We start from the raw sequence: 24,816 nt of genomic DNA on the forward strand, positions 1-24,816 counted from the left end.
TTTTCTAGTCATATCTTTGGCATCCTGTTCTTGATATGGAAATTATTGCGTGGTCTTTCGTAATATTCTGTATTATCCGAGAAAGCGATTGTCCCAATGCCAACTGATGGCTTCTGCTGACGGCCGGGCTGCCGGTGTATCAGGTAACCTGATCGGCGTTCCGTGGAGTTCATAATAGTGCCGTCCGTTGTCGAAATCTTCTTTCAGGCGGCGGCTGACGATGAACCGATGGTCATCCGAGACGGTGACGTACCCTCGATCAAACAGGCGATGGATATCGGTGCGAAGCAGCAGGCCGTTGTCCACGGTGTGATCACCGCCTTCGCCGAAATCCTTGATATGGGCGGCGTCGAGGATAGGCAGCGTCTTCTCGCCTGTCACCGCGCACCGGCGTCCATAGCTGTCGGTAACCGCGACGCGGAACGTACCCTGTCCCAGGCGTGGCGTGATCAACGTGGGGGCGCCATATCTGCGGATGGGCGCGTCATCGATGGTAGTACGCGGTGCAGCCATGGGAAGGCCCTGAAGACGGTCCTGGACCGCATCCCATAGGAATCGACCATCACCTTCGTCGGCCGAAAAGGATTTCCCGACGACGATGTTGGGAGACCAGGACTGTGGGACTGGGATCCATTGATCCTCTGGGAAGAAGAAGGGCTGTTCGAGCAGGCGGCAGCCGATCTGATAGTCCTGACGATGATCCGGCTGTTCCCGACGATAGCGCGCTACCCTGGTTCGCATCTCCATAAGCGAGGTGGCGCCGTTGCTATGGCCGAAGGCTTCCCAGGCCATGGAAACCGGAAGGAAAGAGGCGTGCCCGAATATGCCCCCGCCCACGATGAAATTGCGCGGGCTGTGGAGCTTGAACAGGAATAGCTCACCTGGCCTGAGGGCCTTGAAGGCAGTCTTGCCGCCGGGCTGCCAGAAGTTGACCTCCTCAAGGCCGGGCTGGGCAGCGAGATATTGGTACCAGTCGAAATCGGTGACGGCGACGAAGATGCTGATCACGCTCTGGGCCGTTGTCAGTGGGGAGCTTGGCCGTCGCGGGGCTTGGTGCCGGACTGGCCAGTGTAGGGGTTTGTGTTGCCCTTGGTGGAATAGTTGTCGTTGCGGGTCTTGTTCGGGTTGGTCTGCATGTGCCCGTGGACGTAGGTGCCCCGCTTGGTGACATGAGGGCGGACGTAGTGGTCATGGCTGTAGGATCGATGGCTACGGGCGTGGCTATGGCCGCTATGACCACCATGGCCGCGTGCTTCAGCCGTTGAACTGAGGGCCAGGCCGCATAGCGCGACGGTGATAAACGCCAGATAGCGCATTGTTGAATTCCTGATCGGTGTATGCACGCTGAGGATGGTATCCTCTGGATTCATAAATGCAACTGGTGGAGTGATCAGGGAATGCAGGTTGTCGGGCTTCGGCGGCTGAAAGATTTGGCGGCAGCGACGTTGCTGGCCATCGGGCTGCTGTTCACAGGCGCTCAGGTTTCGTCGGCCGCGTCTGTGACGCTGTTCCAGACAGAGCAGTCAGCCCAGGCCCATTGCCCGAAGGATGTCGTGGTGTGGGTGAACACGGCCACCGGCGTTTTCCATTTCAAGGGCCAGCGGTGGTACGCAGCCACCAAACAGGGGGCGTTCGTGTGCGAGACCGAAGCCCTGGAAGGCGGCATGCGGGCGACCAGGAACGGGCAGTAGGAATCCTGGCTACCGGGCGCGTGAGGGCCTGATACAGGGGGCGGGGCTGCACTGTTATGTTCTTCATCGCATAGGCTTGCTAATAGCTGGCTGTCGTTGACAGCACTCTACCAGTTGTTCAAATATCGCCCGCATCGAATTGCTCAGTGGCTGCGGCTCGCAATCTTTATTCTGAGGAAGGGCTTCTCAGAAACTTAGAGATTTTAGAACCCAATGGCGACGAGTTAATCTACACAAGAAATTGGCAGGAGAAATAGATTGTCAGTATATAAAGAAAAAACAGAGAATGGAAGAGAAGCTTGGAGGGCGGTAGGGACGGACGGCACTGATCTTGGGGTTTTTCCTACGATTGCGGCTGCAATAGAAGCAATTCACAGATATATCGATAATTCAACTGCGTATCTTTATGCAAATCTCAGCATGGCACCTTCTTCTTCGAAGATGATAGAGCTGGAGTATGGTTATTATATTGTTGAATTCTATTGGCCTTCAGGAAAATCTAGTGCCGTTCTGTATAACTCCCATGGGAATCCTGTTGGTAGATTTTTAAGCGTAGCTGCCGCAGAAAAATACTTTAAGGAAAATTTGCTGAATCTCATCGATTTATCAAATAAAGAAAAATATGACCCAGACGTTCCAAAAATTTAGATCTGGATTCTTTTGTTCTCTTGTGTAATGTCTTTTTATCAGATGGCGGGAATATATTTATTATATCGCCATCTGATAAATTTCCATAGCCATTCTCTTTCAATTGATTTAGCAAATGCCTGGCAGCCTCGGTATGCCCTGACCTTAGATTTTCCCTGATGCAGTATGCATAATCAAATATATTTATATATTTCTTACGGTTCATTTTATATCCTTTTTAATACTGTAATCGTATGTTGAAATATTTTGTTATGTCAATTCACATGAAGCAGCCTCGCGTAATTCTGGATAAGAATTAGATTATTGTGACGTGAAAGCGTAATTTCCGAATTCATTCTATTGTGATTTGGTTACTATGACGTGTCGACGAATGGAGACCCGTGATGGCCGATGTCAGCGACCGGGACGTGTGGGCCGCCGCTTACGCCTTGGTAAAGCGCTTCGGTGCCGAGGCAGCCGTCTTCGCTGCGATGCGGGCCGATGAATGGATGGCCCAGGGGGATATGGACCAGTACCTGCTGTCGAAGCGGATCATGACCGCCGTCGATGAGCTACTGGCCCAATCACCCGCCCCCGGCGTCAAGCTGATGTGATCACCGTGTCGGCAACAGGGTACTTCCTGCGTCCCTGTCGAACATCTCATGGGGCTGGCCAAGGCGATAATATCGAGACCGCGTCCGGATCCAGCCATCGGGGATATTGAACAGCAGCACCTGGCTGGTGATCACCGGGCCGTTCCCAAGACGCGGGTGATCGGTGACTATGCCGCGCAGCGAGATGCTGGGACGTTCAAAGATCGCGTAATTTTCGATGATAGGTGCCCCCGCCAGGATCTCCATGTGTGGCGAATGCCCCAGGGCAAAGAGATTGAGATCGTTGCTGAGCCGCCAGTAAATGTCGGCTTCCCTGGCCGCCAGTTTAGGAGCATAGGGACGGTCGGTATAGATCATGGTTTTCCTTTCAAGATTCAGATGGCGGGCGGCCGAACGCGGCCCTGTTAGCCGTTGTCGTCGGTGAGCAGCACCATTGCGCTGCCCAGGCCAACCGCATGCAGCACGACGGCATAGGCGCCGAAGGAAACGGTGGGGTCGCCCTGTTCAACGCGATCCAGCGTTTGTTGGGAGATGAGCGCCAGATTGATGACTGCGGTCTTGGACATGCGGCGCCGCAGTCTGGCTGCGCGCAGCACCCTCCCAAGGTCGCGGGCGGCCATTCGCGCGCCCACGGCAGGGGAATATGACCTCGGCATTGGGAAATTAGCTGACGAGATGTTCGCCGCCGCCGGCGGCGATAGTTAGGGCACGCCGAACCATTCCGGCTAACTGTCGGGCATTCAGTTCGCCACGCCAAAATTCCCGGCGCATCAGTTCAACGGCCTGCTCGTCCAATCGAGGCAGCATCGCATGGTGGATATCGAACTCGTCGGCGATGTCCCGTTGCGCGGTTCTGAGGACGGCTTCGAAGTTCGTCAGCTGCGGGCCTTTGACCAGCAACACCATGCACCTGGCGCGAAGAGGCGCGGGCACCTGGTCAAGCCGGTTCGCCGTCATGATCCAGTTCATCTTCGACAGGTTCACCGATGCCGAAACGCATTCATCGAACCACCGTTTCGAGACCTCGGGATCGGTCATGGCCAACAACGTGTCGGCCAGCCTGCCACCCTGATCGCTACCGCCGACCTTATCGATCTCTTCAATGATGAAACCGGGATTGCCCACCCCGTCAGCCAACATCGTCTTCACCGGCAAGCTGGGCGTGGCCGATGACCATCCCTTCGCCGTCCCGGCCATCATTCTGTTATCGGACACTCCCGCCGCCATGATCGTCGTGACGGGAATCTGCAACACCTCCAGAAGCCGTCGCGCAAATCGGCTTTTCCCGATCCCAGACGCGCCATGCAGCAAGACGGGCCGAATACGAATGTAGGGACGCCCACAAGCTTGGCCGAGGCGCAGATCCATCATGATCGACTCGATGATTTCGGCCAGCCATGGGAATTCGGAAACCAGGGTTTTCTGTGCGGACACCAGATCGGTGGTGCCCACCAACCTCATCGGCCGACGCAGGGCTTCGTATTTTCCAAGATCCGCTGTGAACGGAACCGGCCTGAACCACATCGTCTGGCTGTTGGTTTCCGGCAACTGCTGGGATTGTTCCTTGAGCAATTCGGTGCGGATGTCCTCGGTGACGGCATCCCTCACCGTGTCCAACGCCCGGTAATCTTTCAGCACCGTGACCGGATCGAATTGGCCGCAGGAAAGATTCCTAGCCAAACGATGAACTTGGCTCAGCTTGTTCGCCGCGACTTGAGAGGCATAAAGGACCAGCATGAGTCTGGCCCACGGGATATCGCCCGCAGCCAGCCATAGCGCGCTTCCAATGATGTCCTCTCGATAAGGGAACGGATCCTTATCAGCGACCAGCCCAGAAGCGACGTTCAGCCAATCTTTGTCCGTGGCATGCTCGATGTCCGGAATCCTGATCCGCGTCACCACGTGATCGGAGATTTCCTTGAGGGTCGTGATCAGGGCGACCTCGATCTGGTTTGCCAGAACGATTTCGTCCGGCAACCTGGTCCTCCAGCATTTCAGGAGGTTTCGAATCCTTGATGTGCTGCGGGCGGCGTTCATGGTTTCAGCAAGCCCATGGACATGGCCACGGCGACGGCATGGGTGGACGTCTTGGCCCCCAATTTCCGGCGCGCACGAAGCAGATAGGCGTCCACGGACTTGGGCTTGATGCCCAATTCGAACGCGATGTGTTTGACGCCTTCCCCTTCGGCCAGCAGCCGCAGGCACTCGGCTTCACGAAATGTCAGCGTAACAGTCATGGGCTCAGACGCCGGGGAAATCGGCGATAAGGATAATGTCGGAATGGCATGAAAATTATTGCCAAAACGGTAATAGCAAGGATGAGGCTGGGGCGCCACAAATCTCGACATGAAGGGATTTGGCGCAAAACTGAGGGCTCGATCACAAGCGTTGGGCTTGACGGATTCGGACGTCGCCCACGGCCTGGGACTAAGCCAGCCTCGATACGCCAGGTACGTGTCGGATGAGCGCGAGCCGAACTTCGAGCTTCTCGTCAGGATTTGCGATTTGCTGGGGATGACCCCCAACGATCTCCTGCTTGATGTCGAGGTCGAAAAGCCTCGTGACGTCGAAATTGCCCGTGCCGTCGTGGCATTGAAAAGCATGGATGATCCCTTGCGCCATGTCGTCGTTGAGATGATTGGCGCCGCCCAGAAGGCGAAGGCCAAACCGAAGAAGGCCTTGAGCTAGCTGCTCGTTCGGGATGAAGCAATATGGGGTATTCCCCATATAGACACGCCGCTTATTATTTGGATAACTTGCGCGGTTTTCCTGACGACATTCTTGTGCAATCCTTAAATCCGAATTACGATTTATTTAATAGGAATTGGAATTCCTTTTCTAAAAGGAATTCTGGAGCCGAAATAGGATTTGGATAAAGGAATCACGCTCATATGCACATTTTGAAGAGAAAGGGAATATGGGGAATTCCCCACGTATCTTGGTGACGGGCCGTCATGCACGTTAGGCGGGAGTATCCTGACGTGGAGAGCTTTGATGTTTTCGCGAGCCGCAGTCGTAGTCACCCTGGCGACTGGCATTCTGTTCGGTGCCTATGGCGCCCAGGCAGCACCTGATCCCGTTCCGATGACCGGGGAGATGGTGGTGCTGTACTACCACAAGAAAAGTGGTGAATGGCTGGACCTGGACCAGGCCGCCGGTTGGTCTCGATCCGTCTCTGGGGTAAGCGCCTTCGACCGGCCTGCTGCCCAGAAGAAGGAAGTGGACCGCTTGAAGGCGGAGCAGGCCCAACTCGGTGAATCGACTCCGCTTGAGATCGATCTCAACATCGGGCTGGGTGAGTACGATGTCGCCGCCGGGCAGTACACGATCAGCGCGTTCACGTCGGGCCATTACCTGAAGCAGGCCTTTCACGGTCAGAACTATCAGGTGGGCTTCCAGAACGGTTCCGCGTTCGCCTTCAAGGTGCCGGTGGATGAGGCCAGGAAGCTCTTCAACGAACGGATCAGCGCGGCGGTCGTCGGCCACTTCGCCGGTGTCGGCGATCCCAACGGTGCGCTGGACAGCTTCCACACGGTGCTGTTCGCCATCGATAAGATCACGCTGAAGAAGTCTGACGGCAAGGTGCTGATGGAATACACGCCCACGGCTGTTTCGACCGGCCCGGCGGTTGTGGCCACGGGTGATTGGAACGTCAGCGGCCTGAAGCTGGGGATGACCGAAAGCGAACTGACCTCGACGGCGAAGGCATCGTTCCCCGACGCCAAGAAGCTGATCATGGGCGGCCCCGGCAGCGATAACGAATGTGGTGGCGGCGCCCTTATGACGGTGATGAATGCCCCCACCGTTGGCGCGGTGTGCGTGCTCTACAAGCTGGGGAACGGCAAGGCGACCAGCGTCATCGTCCGGCAGGTGCTGAGCAACGCCAGCAAGGCCTCCGTCGATGAAGTCCGGAAGGGGTTGATCGCCAAGTATGGGGTTCCTCCGGCGGCGGCGAATGGACGGAGTTTTGGCTGGGGGCCGAGCGCCAGCCGCTTGCCGAAGGACTATCAGCTTTCGGCGTCGGTGGATGAGATCCAGACGTACACGCAACGGGACATGGGGGATGCCGGTGTGCTGGTGCTCAGCGTGACGCTGATCGATCAGGCGACGCTTCAGGCGAAGACGCCCGTGCAGGAGAAGACGGCCGGGCCGCATCTCTAACGGCGGGTTCACCGTTGGTATCCAGATAACGCCTGGGAAACGGACTGGTGAAGCAACTGGTCTAACGGGCAGCCCGAGGCAGTGAACTGTCAGCCCGCGTGACGCGGGTAGTAGGGTGGAACGGCCGGGCCATGTGTCCGGCCGCTCCTCATAACGTTAAGGGCATATGGGCCGCTCATCTTCGAGCCACAAGCACGAGCCGGGTTTCCCCGGGGAAACAGGCGCGCGCAGAACGGTCTTCAGTTGTATGTCTAGCTAATTTTTTTCAAATACGATGAAAAGTTTAACCGGACACCCTTGTCCGCTCCTGATTTGATGTCCATGTGTCAGGAGCCGCCGGAATTGGCCGGATTGGTCGGACCGTTGGAACCGTCGAGTAGGATTTCGATGACCAGGCGCACGATCTGCATCAGCAGCGTGAAGCACAGCATCGGGTGACACCGCTCGGACCTCCGTGGTCGCATCATAGCACCTCGCGTTTTACAGGCTCGCGGCGGTGAGGCGCCCAATAGCACGATAGGGGCGCTAATCAGTCGGAAGGTGTGCGTGCGTCCGGAGAGTGTCCAGCCCAAAGCTGGGGTTCAGAGCCAGAACTAACTCTCCGGACTTTGCGATAAGGGCAATAGAATTGAGCACTGAGTGGTTTAAGCCGCGCCGCTATAAGCACTTTGATCATCCCGTCGGCGAATCCTTCACAGAGAGGGCCATGGACGCGGAGTTCGTGGCCAACCATCACTTCAAGCCGCTAATTAAGTATATAAAAACCACAAAGAGATATAAGCCATCTCTGAACGAGACTGTGGTGAAGTCGAGACCAATAATGTACGCGTCTCATCGCGATGCATGCATACTATCATACTATTCTATGGTCATTGGAAGACTGTTAGATAAGCTATATCTTGATTGGAATCTAAATAAAGAAATAATTGCTTATAGAGCCCTTGGTCGCGCAAATTATCATTTTTCCTCAGAGGTATATAAAATAGCGCTACACATGGCACCATGTGGAATATTGGCGTTCGATGTCTCAAAATTCTTCGACACCCTAGATCACAAGCTCCTCAAAGAACGCCTGAAACGCGTTCTAGGCTTGAATAAACTGCCGGAAGATTGGTTCAATATATTTAGATACATAACTAAATTTCATTACGTAGATAAAGATGATCTGAAATCGCATGATAGATTTGCCGCGTCCATGACAGCCCCTGGGAGTGGCCAAATCGCCTCCATTAAGGACATAAAGGCCGCTGGAATAAATTTTCACCAAAATCCGTTGCCGCACGCAGGAATACCACAAGGAACCCCTATAAGCGCAACCATGGCAAACCTTTATATGATAGATTTTGATAAATCTATGCAAGAATTTTGTCAGTCTATTGGTGGCATCTATAGGAGGTATTCTGACGACATATTGATAATATGTCCAGTTGAATACGTTGATATTGCCGAATCAAAGTTCTCAGAGTTAATCCTGCTGGAAAGATTGGCAATAAGTGCAGACAAGACCGAGAAAGTTATTTTTGATACGACAACATCGAAGATATATGGAACAAGATCAGCCCAATATTTAGGATTTTCTTTTTATCCTGGAGGGGCTGGAATCAGAGCAAGCTCTTTGTCAAGGCAATGGCGCAAAATGCGACGCAGGGTTAGACGCACAGGAAAAATTGCTGAAGAAAGAATACGCGCAGGTAAGGCGGATAAGATTTGGACAAAGAGTTTGCGTCGCCGATTCTTGCTTCCACAGTTTAGAAACTTTTCTTCGTATGCCAGAAACTCCGCGAAGGAATTCGGCGATGGTGAGAAAATAACTCACCAAATATTACGATTTGAACGCTCTTTTCGGAGGATTCTCCAGGAAATGGTGGACCGCTGCACAAAGCAAAATGACGCTAACTGCGATTAAATTTTATATATTGGGCGAGGTTGAACGTTCTATCGAACATGAGCCCGCAGGCGTCCCGTCTCAATCAATGGGAATGGGAAACCTTGGAAGAGGCAACACGCGCCTGGGCGCTATCACGCGGCCCTTTGATCGTCATGGATGGCCCGATCTGGAAAGAGCCCGTGGAAACCATCGGCACCGATGAAGTCGCCATTCCATCCGCATATTGGAAGGTGGTCGTAGACGGCACCGGCCAGGTCGCCGCCTTCATCATGGAAAACGTCCCGACGCCCAAAGGTGACCTGGCCCCATACGCCGTGTCCATCAACCAGGTCGAACAGGCCGCTGGGTTCACGCTGCCGTTGCCAGCCAATATCGATAAGACCGTCGTCAGCACCGTCTGGCCTGCCGATACGCAAGGATTCCAGAAGCAAAAACAGGCGAGCTGCCACATTCATTAATGCCGGAAGTCCGATCAAATCGGATGCCCGTCATGCTCCTGAGATAGCGCCAACAGGCCGTCAAGCCAATGCAGATATTCTCCTGCCGTCGTACCCGGCTCACGCGCCCAGTCGCCGCTGGTTAGTTCCTCAAGCGCCGCGTCCAGGCCGCCAGCCTTGGTCTTCAGGAAACGGGCGATGTCGTCGCGACCCTGTTTTATCTCATCGGCCGACGCGTCAGCGATGAAAGCCATCACGGCATCCTCCAACTCCGGCCCGTAGATGGTGTGGTCCTGATTCAGGTAGCCGCCGATGATCTGGAGCAGTGCCGGGAACTCAAGCTCGATAGCGCTTTCCATGATTGCCTTCAGACCGATGGGTAAGCTGTGATGATGAAGTAGACCTTGGGGCCGGAGGTCGCCCGCCGCAACACCACGATTATCTTGGACGTGTGTTGCATGGTACCGGCGGCACGCGGGATGACCCAGCCAACCGATTGACCCGCGTCGTACTTGAGCCGCAACGTCTTCGAACTGGTCGAAGCCCATTGCTGAATTTTCGGGGCATTGGCCTTCATCACCTGGCTGATGAATTTCTCCGCTTCGAGCCGGGTGATAAAGGTCCCGGCGCCGGGGATCGTTGGTTCGTTGATCAGGCGCTGCCGCAGGTATGCTTCCTCTTTGCGAACATGTCGTTCGATGATGTGGCCGCCCGCCTTATCTTCGACCGCGACGCTGATCCATCCGTTCCTGATTGAGATCACGCGCAGCGCAGCCCATTTGGCGGCCAGCCCAACAGGCACGGCGATCTCTACGGCCAATCCGACTTCGTCAGCGGTTTCAGGATCACAGCCCAGGGCGCGTGCAGCAGCTGCGGCGCCTTGATACGTCAGGGTGCTGTAGTCGCGACCAGTCCATAGCTTCTTGATGCCGGTGGAGACATTATCTACGGCGTCGAAGGCCATAACCGTGCCGCCGACTTTGGTCAACATGGTGGGCTCTGGCGTGACGATCAGGAAGGACGCACCCATGAATTCGATGGCGCCGCCGACGACCTCCAGCGCGCCGAACGCCCGTGTCATGAAATGGCCGGTGTCGGTCTCGGTGCTGGTGATCGATAACCCCTGGAGGACGGCGGATAGCTGGACAGGGGAGAGGACGATGTTCAGGCCGCCGTCGTCACCTGCCACGGCCTCCGCATCGGTTTCCCGAAGCCATTCCAGCCCATCCATTGGTCCCGCTCCTGCATGCTGCCACGGCGCATCATCAAGGGTGGAATGGCGGGCTATTTCTTCAATGTGGAGCGAGGCGGTACGCCCAATGGGCAGGCCTATTGCCGACGACGGCATACGCACGGCCGGGCGTCATAAGGGCCCTCGATCACAAATGGTTAGAAAGAATAATCGAACAGAGATCGCCTTCAAACTGGCGAATCATAAAGATTTTTGATAATCGATGGTAGACGGCGCATCACGGACCTGTACGATAGCGCTAGAGATAATAACGGAACCGATCATGAGCGATTTCTTAGAACTGGCAACCGACATCGTTGCCTCCTATGTTACGAAGAATCAGATCCCGCCTTCGGAACTACCTGGGTTGATCCAGTCAGTTTATGGAAGCTTAGTTCGCACCGATTCCCCGGCGCCAGAACCCGTTCCTGAAGCTAAATTGGTGCCTGCTGTACCTGTTCGGAAATCGGTCACGCCTGATTTCATCATCTGCCTGGAAGATGGCCGGAAGCTGAAGATGCTGAAGCGCTATCTGCGCACGGCCTTCAACCTGACGCCGGACGAATACCGTGCGAAGTGGGGCCTGCCGTCCGATTACCCCATGGTCGCCCCCAATTATGCTGAGAAGCGTTCGGGCTTGGCCAAGGAGATTGGTCTTGGATCCGCTAATATGCGCAGGGCTTTGAGCAAATAAGCCACGGGTCCCCTGGCTCGAGGAGGGCGGCGCTTTTAAAATGATATCAAATCTCGAACTTGACGTCGGTCTCTTTCGCGAACCAGAGGGAAACCCATCAACCCAGGCAATCGCATCACTTCGAGGGTATGCTTATCAACTATATCTGAGTGGCTTGGCTTGGCTGGATTTGCAGCCGACGCATAAACTATATTTAGAAGTAACAAAAGATTATGCCACGATTATAGAAGATCACCTGAACGCCGTCGAGGTAAAGGACACGCCTTCGCGGCGCGTTACAATCAATTCAAAAGATGTTCTTGATACCATAGATGCCCTTGTTGATTTATCAGAAAGAAATTTGAATTATAACGTATCAATTAGATTTATATGTTCGTCAAATATTTCTATGGAGCGCGATAAATCAGATAGGGTAGGTAATATTCCAACCCTTGAGTATTGGAGGCAAGCAGCATCTTCTGCTGATGTTGAACCCCTGAGGGGTATTTTATTAGAAGCTAATTTATCACAAAAGACTCATAATTTTATTATGGCGCGCGATGACGAGAGCTTGCGTCGCGAGTTGTTGAGAAAAATCCATTGGGATTGCGGCCAAAGGCCAATTAATGATGTAAGGCAAGATTTGCGGGAGCGGGTCGGTTCTTATGCTGAGGATACATTGGGTGTACCTTACGAGGACTCTGAATATCTACCCTCCATAATACTAGATTACATTATTAAAACGATAATAGAAAATAAGAAAAGAGCCATTATAAGGGATGATCTTAAAAATTTACTTAAAAAAGCATGCAGTATTACACTGGATCGTAAGCAATTTAACCGGCTTTTGGCCCCGACAACCTTGGAGGGGAGAGGTCTTGGGCTCGAAAATACTATATCTGTTTTGTCTGACCTGGATGAATTTCAGCTACCACGCGTATTATCTTATAGAAAAGATTTTACTAGAGATGTGGCTGGCATTATACGCCAATTCGGTGGCGTCCTACTGACGGGCGCCACCGGGAAAGGGAAGACGACCGTTGCAAGGCTCGCTTCGCTTCAGTTTCCTATGCTCATTTGGAAGGTGTTAGATTGCCGAGATCTCCGGGAGGCCGAGTGTATTAATCGACTGGACGCAGCTTTTAGGGCGGCGAATTCAGGATCTGTTAATGCGATAGTTTTTGATGACTTAAATGAAATAGAAATTCCATCGGTTGCCCGCGCGTTCATTCGCCTTAGGAATTTATTATTGCGCCGAGATGGCGCTTTTATAGTGACCGCCTATCGTGATCTATCTGCGAAAACTGGTTCTATTTTAGGGATTTCTCCGGAAGCAACCAAGGCGGTACCTGATCTGACCTTAAATGAAGTTCGCGATATGGTAACATTTGCTGGAGGATCTGCGGACGACTGGGCAAATCTGATCCACCTGGCCAGTTCCTTTGGTCATCCTCAGATCACACAAGCCATGATCATGGGCTTCATCAAGCGCTCCTGGCCAGAATCTGAGAGGAAAGACCTCATTTTCCCACAAGGTTCAGTAGACGCTAAGAATGAAAAGGCGGCTAGCCGTCAGCAGCTAATTCGTTCAGCTTCACCTGAAGCACGTACTCTTCTTTATCGTACTAGCATATTGGTAGGCCGCGTTAGCCGCTCCGTGGCACTTGCCATCGGAAATGTCGCGCCGTCGGTGCCAAGCGCAGGTGAACATCTCGATTCACTGATTGGTCCTTGGCTAGAACACACAGTGGGTGAACGTCTCCGTATCTCGCCCCTTCTGTTCAATGCCGGAGCGGAGATGTTGTCAGCACCGGAAATGGAGAAGATTTATAGAATAGCTGCTGAAGAAGTGCTTCTGAAGAAAAGTATAGATGTCGCAGATTTTGATCCTGCGGTACTTCATGCTATTTTAGGAAAATCTACAGAAGCATTAAGGTATGCCGCACTAGGTATCATTAGATCTTCTTCGGAGGATCTGAAGCACATATCCGACTGGTGCGAAACTATAAAAGTTTTAGATTTTTCCATTCCGATATTTGACAGGGACGTTGAAGTATCGGCTTTCTTGCGCCTAGCTCAGTTCCATATCCTAATGTACTCAAAGAACATTAAAGCACTGCGAAAGTGCTGGTCGGCTCTTACGCAAGAATTGGGTGCCACGAGCCTTGATTTTAGGGCTAACCTTGAAAAGATCGCCTATACTAGGGCATTAACTAATCCAGAAGTGGCTGGGAAACTTCCTAATTGGCCTTCTCTTATTTTGAGACTTGCCGAGATGGTCGATGGCGGAAATCGAGAAGATAATTGGCTTTCACTTCCACCACCTGAGGGTTCTGCATTTAAGACTCCCCTAGGAGCATTGTTTGGCGCCCAATGTATGGGGATAGATAGTACGCAAGAGTTGGCCGAAGTTTTTGATTCTCTGGATAAAGAGGATGAGCGCGGACGACGGGTTTTGCTTGATAACCTCCTGGCCTGTGATCGCGGGTATGGACTTTTGGTTGATCGTGGCTGGTTCCAGGACGCTTCCAAGGAAAAGACTGACTGGGATTGCTCCATCGCACTCTATCGGCGAATGGCTCACCAGGCGCTTGGCTGGGGCGATAATGCGCTTGCGGCCGGATGCTTCATCTGCATCAGCATCATACTGGATCAGTATCAAGGGAAAGCGGATGAGGCACTGTCTTGTCTTGATGAGGCACTGGGAACATGTGGCATAACTCCCTCAATAAATCGAGCGCTAGCAAAAATCTTCTTCCGACAGAAGAAATATTCTTTGTCGCTTGAGGCAGCAAAAATGGTCCCAGCTGGCGGTGCTGGCTTAGATTCTGTCGAATATTGTTATTTTTGTAGAGAAACTGGTATCTCTGCCGCTGAGATCGGTGACTGGCGAACTGCTGTCGCTTGGTTCCGTAAGGGGCGCGATTGCGCCGAGGGGGCAAAGTTTCCCACGTTGCATTATATGTTTATTGGGTTTATCGCGGACGAGGCCGTGGCGTTATTCAAGAGTGGCGAACGAGAATCAGCGCTCTATATGATGGAAGGGGCCGTCGATAAGATCTGTGCCGAAATAGATACGACTTCAGTTCGATTTGTTTTCTGCTCTCGTGCAGTGAACTATTCCGTCGCTTGGATGTTGAGCAGCATTTCTGGCCGCTCATTTGATAATGATGTTACAAAATTCATTGCCGTTCCTGGTTTGTGCAGTAATCCGGATCCTGCGGATTTGAGGGATTTGACAAATATCAGTCCGGTTGCCGGTAGATATTTTCTTGCGGCAGCGGAGATAGAACTATGCGGCGGCGGAGCTATATATACCAATCTACGGGCCATACTCAAGGGAAAGGTCGTCCCCAGTTTTGAGGATTGGGTTAGGTCTTCCGAAATATCCCACTGTATTAGGACAAGTGACCATAGCACTTTCATCATGTCCGTTGATGCCTACTTGATGGCCTGGCGATGGATCCATAGCAAATATCAATTAAAAGAAGAATTGCCGCCTCTTGTCGAGCTAACCGACAGCCATTTTAATGGAATGAATAACAATGATTTGGAGTTTTTCGCTACATTAGCACATCAGGCTCTAATATTATTCGGCGTTGTCGCCGTTGTTAACGATAAATTCAGTTGCGTCGAGCAAATTAATCCGAAGATGAGTTCTGTTAAATCTATGGTAGATGTACATTCTTTAATGGTGAGTGGCATGGGAGATATAAGCGATCGCGATCGCTATACAGCGCATGCTGTCGGTGTTTTAAATAGTGAAGTACTTTCACCTGGTGAATTTTTTGTTGCCGCGTTAAAGGTTACTCTATATCTAGAAAATGTAAGAATAGCTGTTCGGTCTATCAACATATTTGCAGAATGGTGCCGATCCAGGTTCAAGTACATAATCAACAATCAAAAGGCGTTCTTATCGAACCCCAGGGTATTTTCCTCTGATGTAGAGTCTATAATCTCGTCCGATGCTGAAGGAATGCAACTACTGAAAAACCTATTTCGTTCAATGCTCCCAATGATTAACATCGAACTGGATACGGGAACCCTTACTTTCTTGAAAAGTACCAACTAGCGATCACTTGTAATTACGCTCCTCAATATAAACTAACCGTAGGGAGCTTAGTTCCGGCTGCCTAACTTCATTGGCCGCGCCAGCGATGTCTGAATCGGCCTCAGCAAGGGGCTATGCCCGATGTCTGAGCTTCATTTCCGACGTCCAAAGCTCACTATCGGTGCATCCAATTGCTCCGGCGACAATCCCGCCCGTGCCGCATTCAGCGACCACCTGGAAAACCGCTCCAGCAGATCCCGGTTCTCTTGCTTCAGCCGATCCACCTCAGCCTGAAGCCGGGCCACCTTACGATAAGCATGCGCAATGGCCGCGTCCCCGGCCTCTGACGCGCCCACCGCATCCTTCCCCTCAGCCAGCCGCTTATGGGCGCCTTCCCAGGCCCCGATAATGCGGGCCTGCTTATGCATCGCTGGCTTCGTGTACAGATGCCCCAATTCCGTCGCCAGCACCGCCAGGTACCGATCCCAAGTCAGCTTCCCAGACCATCCATCCAGAATCTGGACAGCCCGCTCGATATCAGCATCCGAAAGTCGCGGCGCACCCATCACATACCCTCCACATCGAAATCATCGAAGCCCATGTCATCCAACACGCCCACCGGCATCTCCACCTTCCGAATCTCGGCCGCCAAACCAGCCCGTGTTTGTGAGATCTTTGGAGGAGAAAGCGTTATCAAAGTTCCCTTCACGATCCCATCATCCGTCAGCTTCTCCACCGCCATAGCCCACCGTTCCTCTTTCTCCAAGTGCTTTGCCAGCCATCCCTCAACACCTGGCTCACCTTCCTCAATCGCCCGCCGACAATTTTCCACAGCGCGCCGACTCACCTCCAACTGGCGCCGTGCCTCATCCAGATGCCGCTGATCGCCCTTGATGAAAGTGTTCTCCCCACAGCCAATGCAGTCTTTGTCCTTCGGGCACGGCGTCAACGCATAGTTATGGCGGCAAAGCCCATATCGGGTGTTGATGATCGAACCAAGCTCCAACCGCATCGCGTCGTCATAGCTGATGGATTCTTTGTGCGCCCGTTGGGTCGCCTTAGCATCCAAAGGACCGATCACCTTAATCGGCCGAGGGGCATCGTCAGCGCCCATCGCCACGAAAGTCTCGATGAACACCTCCTGGGGGATGTGATCGTACCAAGCGTTCTGTGCCACGCTCTTGCGACCGCTCCAGAACGCAATCAGCTCCTGGGAAACGTGCTTTGATTGCGCGAGGGTATTTAGAAGGTGCCGAGGCTGATGCGTGCTCAGCCTCCATGACTTGCCCGTTCGCGGATCCAGGAGATTATGCCGGTCAAAAATCGTCTTCCCCAACACCTTGCCACCAAGCTCAAGCCGGATTTGGTTATAGGAAATCAAAGATGGAACATGACGCAGCGTGTCGCCACGACCATGGCAAATATTGTAAGGCAAGCAGAATAAGGCTTCGCTCGCCCTAAGATCTTGAGAGGGATCGGCGGGGCCAAAATCCTTCAGAAGGCGAGATATGACTTCCTTCTCCAGTGAATCAAACGTGTACATAACTCTAGATTTCTTCTTTCTCCGAACGTCGATTTTTCCGAATCGGCTTTCGTCGTCTGTGAATTCTCTGGTCGATGTAAGGTGATTTAACAAATACCCAGGAACTCGCTCATTCGGATTTCCAAGAATTAAAGAAATCTCCCATTTCGTCAGAGGCTTCCCACGAAGCCTTTCCAGGCCCGGCGGAAGATATAACTCATTGGGATTCTCTTCATACCATTTCGCGGCTTGCCTGCTGCTGTGCCCCAACACCTCCAGTCGCCGAATGGCTTCCTCGGCAACATCCGTCCATTCATCCGACGTAGAAAATTTGGTCAGCGGCATCCCACCCTTGGCTGGCCGCCAGGAAATGCCAAAGGTGTCGTCCATAGACGTCATGCACTTCAATGGCAACGTCAAAATCTCAATCGCTCGCGTTGGCGAAAACAACGCTAGGGCAAACCAAGAACTCACCACCACATCGACATCATCACTGGAAGAGTTGAACACTCCAGCGAGATCCAGGATGCACTTTATGTGTGGAAGCTTATCAGATATTCCATCTAGAACGTTACATGCTAGGTATCTTCTGTTTTCGTTCTCATGATCCCGTGCCGAAGGTGCTTTCCATATGACGTAATTCCTCGTAATACGGGCCGTATTAATAATCTCTCTCACGATCTTGTCGAGACACCAGACATGCGAGTCTTTTGTTTTGTATGTATCAAAAATGATATTGATCGCTTCGTCGAGTACCTGTGGTGTGAGGTCGTAGATATCTGGTGGAGATCCAAGATTCTCGAATGCTTTCGCCACAATACGGAGTACTGAGACAATATGTGTAAAGTTATTGACGTTATTAGTTCGGATGTATTCTATGAATATGGCCTTCGCCTGATCTGAAAAAGGCTGGGGAAGCGGGCCGAGTTCTGCCAAATTCACTCCATGAGACTTGCCAGAGTAATTATAAAAGCGAGCAACGTGCTTTCTTTTCCTGTTCCTGCTCGTAAAGAAATCACTCAGGTCCCATGTGGCATCATCCCAGTCGATTTTCGTCGAGGTGGCGGATGTGCAATGATAGTATTTGGCATGATCGACAAATAGTTCGAGATTGTCGCGCGCCGAACGTTCATTTGGCGAAATAAATGGTAAAACGACTCCGGCCATTATGCATTCTTTCCGTTTAAGGTGTCGCGATTTATAATTATCCCATGCACGGCTTCAATTTGCTGTGCGGTGATCAACTTAATCCGGTCTTCGGTTTCTGCCGCCAAATCGTCTTCTAAGACTTTCAGCAACTCTTCCCAAGGTGCGGCCCTGAACGGCTCAAATTTCCGACAAGACAGACAAGCCCTGGGAGCGTTTTGGTGGCACTTCGCCGTCGTGCCGCAGGCCCCCAATGATTGCCCGACCAAGTCCGCGAAATCACGGATCAGCGCCGAGGAATCTCCCCTACGGCTGGCTTCAGTTAGGTCGTCAATCAACCGCCCCTGGAAAGCCTGCGCGATGTAGGTCAGTTCGGGGCCTATCGCATCGGCAATAGGTCGCTGAATCATGGGTAGGGCTGCCCGATAGAAGCGAATGCTGCCCACCGAACGATGGGTCAACAATCTCGCGACCTCGTGATCGGATGCGCCGAGGGCCAGCGCTCGCGTCGCCAACGTGTAACGAAATCGATACGCAAAAAGAGGGATCGGACCCTCAAGGCGTTCCGAATAAGTGTCCAGTCGAGAGAAGATATCCAACAGTTTTTTGGTGACAAGAGATGAATTCTGTTCAAATAAGAAGTCGCTTTCGGACGAAACGTTGGCTCGATCCCCATGATAACGAATCAAAACATCGGATAACACCGATGGCGCCTTCCTCTTCCAGTGTTGGATTCTCCCTGCGCTGCGCCCCTTTGCCAGTGGAATATTAAGTGTAACTTCCAATCCTTCAGGGCCGTCTGATATTTTAATATCATCCCACTTCATTCGGGCAATTTGGACCGGCCGAACACCAGTTCCGATCAGGAACCAAGCCAATGCCCACTCCTTGAGGGTTAAGACACCCCGTTCGTAAGCACGGTTCACGCTTTCCTGAACGCTTCTCAGTTCTTTCTCAGTTAACGCACCACGCTCCGGATCATTCACGACCAAAGCGAAGTAGCGGCCTCCATGTTTTTCTTCGAACATCTCGGGATCGCGAACAAACTCATATAGTTCTGTGTCCGTCGTCGATCCAACTTCGGTTGTATAATACTGTAAGAACCTTCGAAAACGGTGCCAATGGTGAAAACCACGCTCTCTTAACCAATAATCAACGTCGTTTATTTGTATTTCATGCCGTGATGTATAGTTGTTATCAAAATGCCATTCGGCAAAATTCTGGCACGTGCGCCATGTCTTGTATGCATGCGAAGAAGAATATGTCTGTAAAACGCCTATCGTGAAATCACGCGCGCATTCATACCATTTTATCGTCGTGTCAACATTGGAAAAGTCAAATATGTGGTTATAGGTGTCGCTCTTTATGTAATTCTCTCCAGAAATTCTGATCAATACCCGACGCCCGTCCAGGAGGGTGATTAGTTTACGGTCTTCTGGTGCTGGATTCGCGTTTGTTTTCATTTATTATCTCCGCTGCTCTTATTTTTTGTTCTCTTAGGTGGGATGGGCGTGTCCGCGAACATTGCCTCCACGATCTTGTCTGCTGCCAGCTTTATGTGGCGTCTGGCATATCGGGCACCCATTAACGATGTTGGCACCCAGCCCTGTAAGCGGTTGCGCATCGCCATCTCCTGAGCAGGACTCGGGCGCTTTTCCGGCGGCATCGCATCAATCATTTCGCTGAAACGATCATTCCAGGTCCGCCGTACTGAATGCGGCGCCATAAATGTCGGAACGCCCGCAACACTCTCGCGCACCCGCTCAAAAAGCCGATTGAACGCCTTCAACGATAGCTGAACCCCTTGCTTATCCGTGAAAAGATGACCTCGGCGCCTGGCTTCCTTCGGCAACTTCGACCAGTAGTTTTCTATGAAAAAATCGAACGCCTCCGCAGTCACACGCCGGATTGGGACCGTCCTAGGAATCGTCTTGGAAATGTGGATCGTGAACTGCCGTTCAGCATAGTCCACGTTCGAAACCAAGGCTTCGCGCACTTCCCCACGCCGAGCGCCCGTGTCACTCAGAAACCGCCATATCAGGTAATTGCGGGCCTGAACAAACCCAGGCGTGAACGGATTTGAGGACGAACCCGGCCGTAGCGCTTCCTCGATCAGGTCAGTGGTGGCGCGATCCACGCCTTCAAGCGAAACTTCGTCATCGTGGGCAGAGTCAACACGGGGGGCCAGTCGCCGTAATCGCTCAATCACAATCTGACCGACATCCTTCAAGGTCTTGGCCGCCGCGTTATGGCGATCCAACGACCCCAGGCGTCTCGCGTAATGCCACTCGATGTACGCGGCAACCCACTTGATCCGCGTCGCAACCTCGAAGGTGTTGATCACCACACCTTCGACATCAGCCAAATCCTTGGGATCCGGCCGATATGATTCCAAACGAACCACATTCGATTTTTTGATCGGCCGCCGTTGTTGCTCAGCCCATTCTTCCTGCTCGCGGGCGGGCAATCCCAGGAAGCTGGCCAAGCTTTCTACGTCTTCGACGCTCAGAAATTGGCCCACGGTCAAATCGTGGTCAACGTCGCGGCCCAGCGCGTTGGCCCACGTCCGTAGCAGGCCCAAAGTCCGTAAAACCTTCACCGTTGTGTTCGGTGATTTCCCCGCGTTACGGTACTCATTCATGGCGTAAACGTTGGGCCAAAACGGCGGCATGCCGTCCCGGTCAACCAGGATCACCACCTCATCCCCGGATCGCCCTGGGAACCGTCTAACTTGAAATGGAAGCATCTTTACGTTTTTCGTCCCGTCTCGATAATGCCACATACCCCGTTCGGGGCTGTTTACGATATCGACGGCCGAAAAACCTAGATTTATCCGTGCTTTATGCCATTTCGCCGCACCCTAAGTTTACGAAACTCAGGGGCGGGATATAAGACCACCTTCCCCAACTTCAGCCTCTACCATGCCACCAAATGGGGCATCGAAGGGTTCGTGGACACGGTGGCGCAGGAGGTGGCGCCCTTCAACATCACCTTCACGCTGGTGGAACCGGGCGCCACGAAGACCGATTTCGGCCGCTCCCTGGTGTCGCCGCCGATTACGGAACTCTATGACAGGACGCCGGCCGGCGATGTTCGGCGAGCCATCGCGTCGGGCGCGTTCGCGATCAGCGGCGACGCCGCCAAGATGTCGGACGCCATCCTCCGGGCGGCCGAACAGACGCCGGCGCCGCGCCGCCTGGCCCTGGGCTCCGACGCCTACCAGTTCATGCACGCCGACCTCAGCCGCCGCCTGGCGGATTTGGAAGCCCAGCGCGACATCGCCTTTTCCGGCGACGCCTGAATGCCACCTGTGGCCATTGATCCTGGCTGATCAATGGCCCCCTCAGTCGCCGGGCGCCAGCATCCGCTGGCTTGGCTTCCTCGGCTCCGCCCTGCGGTGCTCGCTGCGGGGCCGGTAGTCGCCGGCCTCCGAGCGCACGAGTCAAAGTCTCGTGCACTCGGTTTAGCGCTTATCCCTCCAGGATGTGGCGCAGGCGCTGGGCCAGGGTCTCCATGGGGAAGGGCTTGGTGATCATCTCCATGCCCGGCTCCAGGAAGCCGCTGGCGAAGGCGGCGTTCTCGGCATAGCCGGTCATGAACAGCACTTTCAGGTCGGGGCGCAGCTGGCGGCCGGCATCGGCCACCTGGCGGCCGTTCAGGCCGGGCAGGCCGATGTCGGTGACCAGCAGGTCGATGGCGGCGGTGGAGCGCAGGATTTCCAGCCCTTCCGGCCCGTCGGCGGCCTCCAGCGCCTGATAGCCCAGGTCGGCCAGCACCTCGGTGATCAGGCCGCGCACCACCTTTTCATCCTCCACCACCAGGACGGTTTCGGCACGCCGCACCGCCGCTGTCTCCGCCGGGGCGACGGTGAAGGTGGCCGCGACGGCCGGCGCGTCCGCCTCATCCTCGCCTACGAAGCCCGGCAGGTAGAGGCTGACGGTGGTGCCCTGTCCCACCTCGCTGGCGATCTTGGCATGGCCTTCCGACTGGCGGGCGAAGCCGTAGATCATGGACAGGCCCAAGCCGGTGCCCTGGCCCAACGGCTTGGTGGTGAAAAAAGGGTCGAAGGCGCGTTTCAGCACATCGGCCGGCATGCCGGTGCCGGTATCGGTGACGGCGATGCGGACATAGGGGCCGGGTTCGACGGCCTTGGGGCCTTCGGAATCGACGTTGCGTGTTTCGATGGTGAGCGTGCCGCCCTCCGGCATGGCGTCGCGGGCGTTGAGGCACAGGTTCAGGATGGCGTTTTCCAGCTGGTTGGGGTCGCAGCGTGTCTGCCACAAGCCGTCCTGGAGGCTGAGGTCCAGTTCCACCCGTTCTCCCAGGGTCCGGCGCAGCATGTCGGCCATGCTGGAGACCAGCGGGTTGACCCGCACCGGCCGGGGGTCCAGCGGTTGCCGGCGGGAAAACGCCAGCAGGCGGTGGGTCAGCGCCGCCGCCCGCTGGGCCGAGGTCATGGCGGCGGTGACGAACGCCTCCGCCTCCGCCGCCCGGCCCTGGGCCACGCGCCGCTGCACCACGTCCAGCGATCCCATGATGCCTTGCAGCAGGTTGTTGAAATCGTGGGCGATGCCGCCGGACAGCTGGCCGATGGCCTCCATCTTCTGCGACTGGCGCAACTGGTCCTCCACCAAGCGCTGGCCGGTGATGTCGCGGCCGATGGCGTAGATCAGCCCGTCCTCGGGTGCTGCGGTCCAGGCGATGTGGCGATAGCCGCCGGTGCGCTCCCGCACCTGGGTTTCGAACTGCCGGGCGCCGGCCCCGGCGTTCAGGCGGGCCAGTTCCCCTTGGGTGGCACCCACGTCGTCGGCATGCACCAGGTTCAGGATGCCGATGGCCAGCAAATCCTCCTCCGGCCAGCCCAGCAGGGTGGTCCAGGCGCGGTTGACGGCGGTCAGGCGCCCGTCTGCGGTGCAGACGGCCATCAGGTCGTCGGTCAGGCGCCACATGCGGTCGCGCTCGCGTGTGCGTTCCTCCACCCGGCTTTCCAGGGTGGCGTTGGCGTTCTGCACGGTCTGGAACAGGCGGGCATTGTCGATGGCGGTGGCGGCCTGGGCGGTCAGGCCGGTGATCGCCCGTTCCGACCGTTCGGTGAAGATACCCGGTTCCGGATGGCCGAAGAACAGGCCGCCGATGACCTGGCCGTCCCGCGCCACCACCGGCACCGCCAGGTAACTCACCACCTTCAGGTGCCCCGGCGGCATGCCGTGATGGGGCGCGTGGTGGCCATAGCGCGGGTCCTGGCGGATGTCGTCCGACCGTATGATGCCCAGCCCGGCGAAGGTGGCGGTGAACAGCGCCGTGTTGCGGGGCATGGGGAATTGGGCGAAGGCCTCCCGTGGCGCGCCGGCCAGGGCGTACAGCATGTAGGCTTCGCCGGCGGGATCGACCTTGTTGTAGAAAAAGGCGCCGAAGGCCGCACCCGTCAGTTCCACGCCCGCGTCCACCACCTGCTGCACCACCTTTTCCAGGTCCAGCTGGGCGGCCACGCCCGATGCCGTGCGGTTCAGCAGTTCCAGGGTGCGGGTTTCCACCGTCAGGCGGTCGCGGCTTTCGCGCAGGCTTTCCTCGGTGCGCTTGCGCTCGGTGATGTCATAGGTGACGCCGAAGAAGCGGCGGGCGCCGGTTTCCGCATCCACCATGGGTTCCCCCTGGCGGGCCAGCCAACGCACCTCGCCCGTGTCGGGCCGATTGATGCGGTATTCCAGATAATCCAGGGCGTCGTCCGGCGGGTTGGGCGTGGGGATGCGGGCACCTTCCCGGTCCTCCGCCACCACATGCGTCAACAGGTTGGACAGGGAAATGGCCGGCCGTTGCGTCAGCCCCCAGATACGGCAGAAGGCGGGCGACACGGTCAGCATGCCGGCGCGCGGCTCCAGCTCGAAGGTGCCGATGCGCCCGGCCTCCTGCGAAAAACGCAGCTGTTCCTGGCCCAGGCGCAGATCCTCGATGCGGGCGCGGGCCTCATATTGCCGGCGCCGGCCGCGCACCGCCGACTGCACCAGGCTGAGCAGCGAGGTGGGATGGAACGGCCGCTCCACGAAGGTGACGTTGCCCAGGCTGGCGCTCAACTGGGTCGTCACGGGATGCTGGGCCAGGGCGGAGCGCAGGGTCAGCACCAGGAAAGGGAAGTCCGACCAGGACGGTTGTTCCGCCACCCATCGTCCGATGGCCGTCAGGTCGCTGGCCAGCAGCGCCTCCTCCGCCACCAGGGCCAGGCCGGCACCGGCCTGCAACTGGGATTGCATGTCCTGGATGTCGGCGCAGATCTGGCTGGCCTGGCCGGCATCCCGCAGCAGGTCCGCCGCCACCTGGGCGTCGCGGCCGCCGCCTGGTGTCAGGATCAGGGCACGCAGGGAATGGGGGCCGGGCTTCAAGGAGGATCACCGGGCGGCGGACATCGACCTTGCCCCGCGCCGCTGGTCGCGGTCCGGTCGGTCGCGGCCATGTCGGTCGGCGGAGGATCAGGGGGCACAGGCGCACCTCAGGAGGCTTCATCGGTGAACGTCGAAACAACAACGCCGGAACAATGATTTAGGGCTCATCGCTTTTCCGCCAAGCCCATCAGGCGTTCGTCTGGATAGAACGACCGCCGGGGATCATCTGTTCCATCGGCGGGCTGTGGCGGCATCGGCCCCCGCCATGGCACATGCGTTCACCTTGCGCGTGCATGGAAACCTACAAATGTAAACGAATGCGCTGCTTGACGGACGTCCGGTCGCGCGGCACCGTTCCACGCTCGCAGGGGTTTCAACGGGTGTGTGCCGGACATTCG

At 55.1% G+C, this 24,816-nt stretch carries 23 protein-coding genes; 10 read left to right on the forward strand and 13 right to left on the reverse strand.

Translation table 11 applies throughout. From position 1 onward, the window contains the following. Positions 1 to 72: 72 nt before the first annotated feature. Positions 73 to 1,008: an HNH endonuclease gene (locus PW843_28360; GenBank protein MDE1150480.1), complete on the reverse strand. Its 936-nt coding sequence runs from the start codon at positions 1,006 to 1,008 to the stop codon at positions 73 to 75. Positions 1,009 to 1,022: 14 nt separating this feature from the next. Then, positions 1,023 to 1,316, reverse strand: a complete 294-nt coding sequence (locus PW843_28365) for a hypothetical protein (protein MDE1150481.1) — start codon at positions 1,314 to 1,316, stop codon at positions 1,023 to 1,025. 81 nt (positions 1,317 to 1,397) lie between these two features. Between PW843_28365 and PW843_28370 the strand changes: the two genes are divergently transcribed. The 3 genes from PW843_28370 (at position 1,398) to PW843_28380 (ending at position 2,932) form a co-directional block, all read left to right on the forward strand. Beyond that, positions 1,398 to 1,691, forward strand: a complete 294-nt coding sequence (locus PW843_28370) for a hypothetical protein (GenBank protein ID MDE1150482.1) — start codon at positions 1,398 to 1,400, stop codon at positions 1,689 to 1,691. Between the two features lie 258 nt (positions 1,692 to 1,949). Further along, entirely contained in the window at positions 1,950 to 2,339 is a 390-nt protein-coding gene (locus tag PW843_28375) for a hypothetical protein (GenBank protein MDE1150483.1), read from the forward strand. A gap of 383 nt (positions 2,340 to 2,722) precedes the next feature. Next, positions 2,723 to 2,932, forward strand: a complete 210-nt coding sequence (locus tag PW843_28380; GenBank protein ID MDE1150484.1) for a hypothetical protein — start codon at positions 2,723 to 2,725, stop codon at positions 2,930 to 2,932. On the opposite strand, the gene PW843_28385 is transcribed toward PW843_28380, so the two are convergent. The 4 genes from PW843_28385 to PW843_28400 are packed head-to-tail and all read right to left on the reverse strand — an operon-like array spanning position 2,933 to position 5,169. Next, the gene (locus tag PW843_28385) at positions 2,933 to 3,289 is read right to left on the reverse strand and encodes a hypothetical protein (protein ID MDE1150485.1); all 357 of its coding nucleotides are present in this window, start codon (positions 3,287 to 3,289) and stop codon (positions 2,933 to 2,935) included. It lies immediately after the preceding gene. A gap of 47 nt (positions 3,290 to 3,336) precedes the next feature. Further along, positions 3,337 to 3,552: a helix-turn-helix domain-containing protein gene (locus PW843_28390; GenBank protein ID MDE1150486.1), complete on the reverse strand. Its 216-nt coding sequence runs from the start codon at positions 3,550 to 3,552 to the stop codon at positions 3,337 to 3,339. A 43-nt stretch (positions 3,553 to 3,595) separates the two neighbouring features. Beyond that, a complete protein-coding gene (locus tag PW843_28395) occupies positions 3,596 to 4,909 on the reverse strand; it encodes an AAA family ATPase (protein MDE1150487.1) in 1,314 nt (437 codons plus the stop codon). 56 nt (positions 4,910 to 4,965) lie between these two features. Continuing rightward, positions 4,966 to 5,169, reverse strand: a complete 204-nt coding sequence (locus PW843_28400; protein MDE1150488.1) for a helix-turn-helix transcriptional regulator — start codon at positions 5,167 to 5,169, stop codon at positions 4,966 to 4,968. A 109-nt stretch (positions 5,170 to 5,278) separates the two neighbouring features. Between PW843_28400 and PW843_28405 the strand changes: the two genes are divergently transcribed. From PW843_28405 to PW843_28420, 4 genes are all read left to right on the forward strand, one after another. After that, positions 5,279 to 5,620, forward strand: a complete 342-nt coding sequence (locus tag PW843_28405) for a helix-turn-helix transcriptional regulator (GenBank protein MDE1150489.1) — start codon at positions 5,279 to 5,281, stop codon at positions 5,618 to 5,620. 306 nt (positions 5,621 to 5,926) lie between these two features. Further along, a complete protein-coding gene (locus tag PW843_28410) occupies positions 5,927 to 7,093 on the forward strand; it encodes a hypothetical protein (protein ID MDE1150490.1) in 1,167 nt (388 codons plus the stop codon). A 559-nt stretch (positions 7,094 to 7,652) separates the two neighbouring features. Continuing rightward, complete coding sequence (locus PW843_28415) at positions 7,653 to 8,999, forward strand: reverse transcriptase domain-containing protein (protein MDE1150491.1); 1,347 nt, start codon at positions 7,653 to 7,655, stop codon at positions 8,997 to 8,999. Between the two features lie 38 nt (positions 9,000 to 9,037). Then, the gene (locus tag PW843_28420) at positions 9,038 to 9,439 is read left to right on the forward strand and encodes a DNA/RNA non-specific endonuclease (protein ID MDE1150492.1); all 402 of its coding nucleotides are present in this window, start codon (positions 9,038 to 9,040) and stop codon (positions 9,437 to 9,439) included. A gap of 14 nt (positions 9,440 to 9,453) precedes the next feature. Here the strand turns inward: PW843_28420 and PW843_28425 are convergent, their stop codons facing one another. Together PW843_28425 and PW843_28430 are read right to left on the reverse strand one after the other, a co-directional pair. Beyond that, complete coding sequence (locus tag PW843_28425; protein ID MDE1150493.1) at positions 9,454 to 9,777, reverse strand: contact-dependent growth inhibition system immunity protein; 324 nt, start codon at positions 9,775 to 9,777, stop codon at positions 9,454 to 9,456. An 8-nt stretch (positions 9,778 to 9,785) separates the two neighbouring features. Next, positions 9,786 to 10,649 (reverse strand): hypothetical protein, encoded by an 864-nt coding sequence (locus PW843_28430; protein MDE1150494.1) that lies wholly within the window; start codon positions 10,647 to 10,649, stop codon positions 9,786 to 9,788. Positions 10,650 to 10,932: 283 nt separating this feature from the next. On the opposite strand from PW843_28430, the gene PW843_28435 reads away from it, so the two are divergent. Together PW843_28435 and PW843_28440 are read left to right on the forward strand one after the other, a co-directional pair. Continuing rightward, complete coding sequence (locus PW843_28435) at positions 10,933 to 11,343, forward strand: MucR family transcriptional regulator (GenBank protein MDE1150495.1); 411 nt, start codon at positions 10,933 to 10,935, stop codon at positions 11,341 to 11,343. A 40-nt stretch (positions 11,344 to 11,383) separates the two neighbouring features. After that, the gene (locus PW843_28440) at positions 11,384 to 15,394 is read left to right on the forward strand and encodes a hypothetical protein (GenBank protein MDE1150496.1); all 4,011 of its coding nucleotides are present in this window, start codon (positions 11,384 to 11,386) and stop codon (positions 15,392 to 15,394) included. Between the two features lie 131 nt (positions 15,395 to 15,525). Here PW843_28440 and PW843_28445 read toward each other — a convergent pair whose 3' ends face one another. Genes PW843_28445 through PW843_28460 form a run of 4 tightly spaced genes read right to left on the reverse strand, consistent with a single transcriptional unit; the run spans position 15,526 to position 20,736 of the window. Beyond that, positions 15,526 to 15,939, reverse strand: coding sequence for a hypothetical protein (locus PW843_28445; GenBank protein MDE1150497.1), 414 nt, complete (start codon positions 15,937 to 15,939; stop codon positions 15,526 to 15,528). Further along, the gene (locus PW843_28450; GenBank protein ID MDE1150498.1) at positions 15,939 to 18,062 is read right to left on the reverse strand and encodes a hypothetical protein; all 2,124 of its coding nucleotides are present in this window, start codon (positions 18,060 to 18,062) and stop codon (positions 15,939 to 15,941) included. The genes PW843_28445 and PW843_28450 overlap by 1 nt, the downstream gene beginning before the upstream one ends. Continuing rightward, positions 18,062 to 19,504, reverse strand: coding sequence for a tyrosine-type recombinase/integrase (locus PW843_28455; GenBank protein MDE1150499.1), 1,443 nt, complete (start codon positions 19,502 to 19,504; stop codon positions 18,062 to 18,064). Before PW843_28455 ends, PW843_28450 begins: the two co-directional genes overlap by 1 nt. Next, positions 19,501 to 20,736 (reverse strand): site-specific integrase, encoded by a 1,236-nt coding sequence (locus tag PW843_28460; GenBank protein MDE1150500.1) that lies wholly within the window; start codon positions 20,734 to 20,736, stop codon positions 19,501 to 19,503. The genes PW843_28455 and PW843_28460 overlap by 4 nt, the downstream gene beginning before the upstream one ends. Positions 20,737 to 20,883: 147 nt before the next feature. Between PW843_28460 and PW843_28465 the strand changes: the two genes are divergently transcribed. Further along, on the forward strand, positions 20,884 to 21,342 hold the full coding sequence (locus PW843_28465) for an SDR family NAD(P)-dependent oxidoreductase (protein ID MDE1150501.1): 459 nt from the start codon (positions 20,884 to 20,886) through the stop codon (positions 21,340 to 21,342). A gap of 169 nt (positions 21,343 to 21,511) precedes the next feature. Here PW843_28465 and PW843_28470 read toward each other — a convergent pair whose 3' ends face one another. After that, positions 21,512 to 24,418, reverse strand: coding sequence for a response regulator (locus tag PW843_28470; protein ID MDE1150502.1), 2,907 nt, complete (start codon positions 24,416 to 24,418; stop codon positions 21,512 to 21,514). Between the last annotated feature and the right edge of the window lie 398 nt (positions 24,419 to 24,816).

The organism is Azospirillaceae bacterium (assembly GCA_028283825.1).
Lineage (GTDB): Bacteria > Pseudomonadota > Alphaproteobacteria > Azospirillales > Azospirillaceae > Nitrospirillum.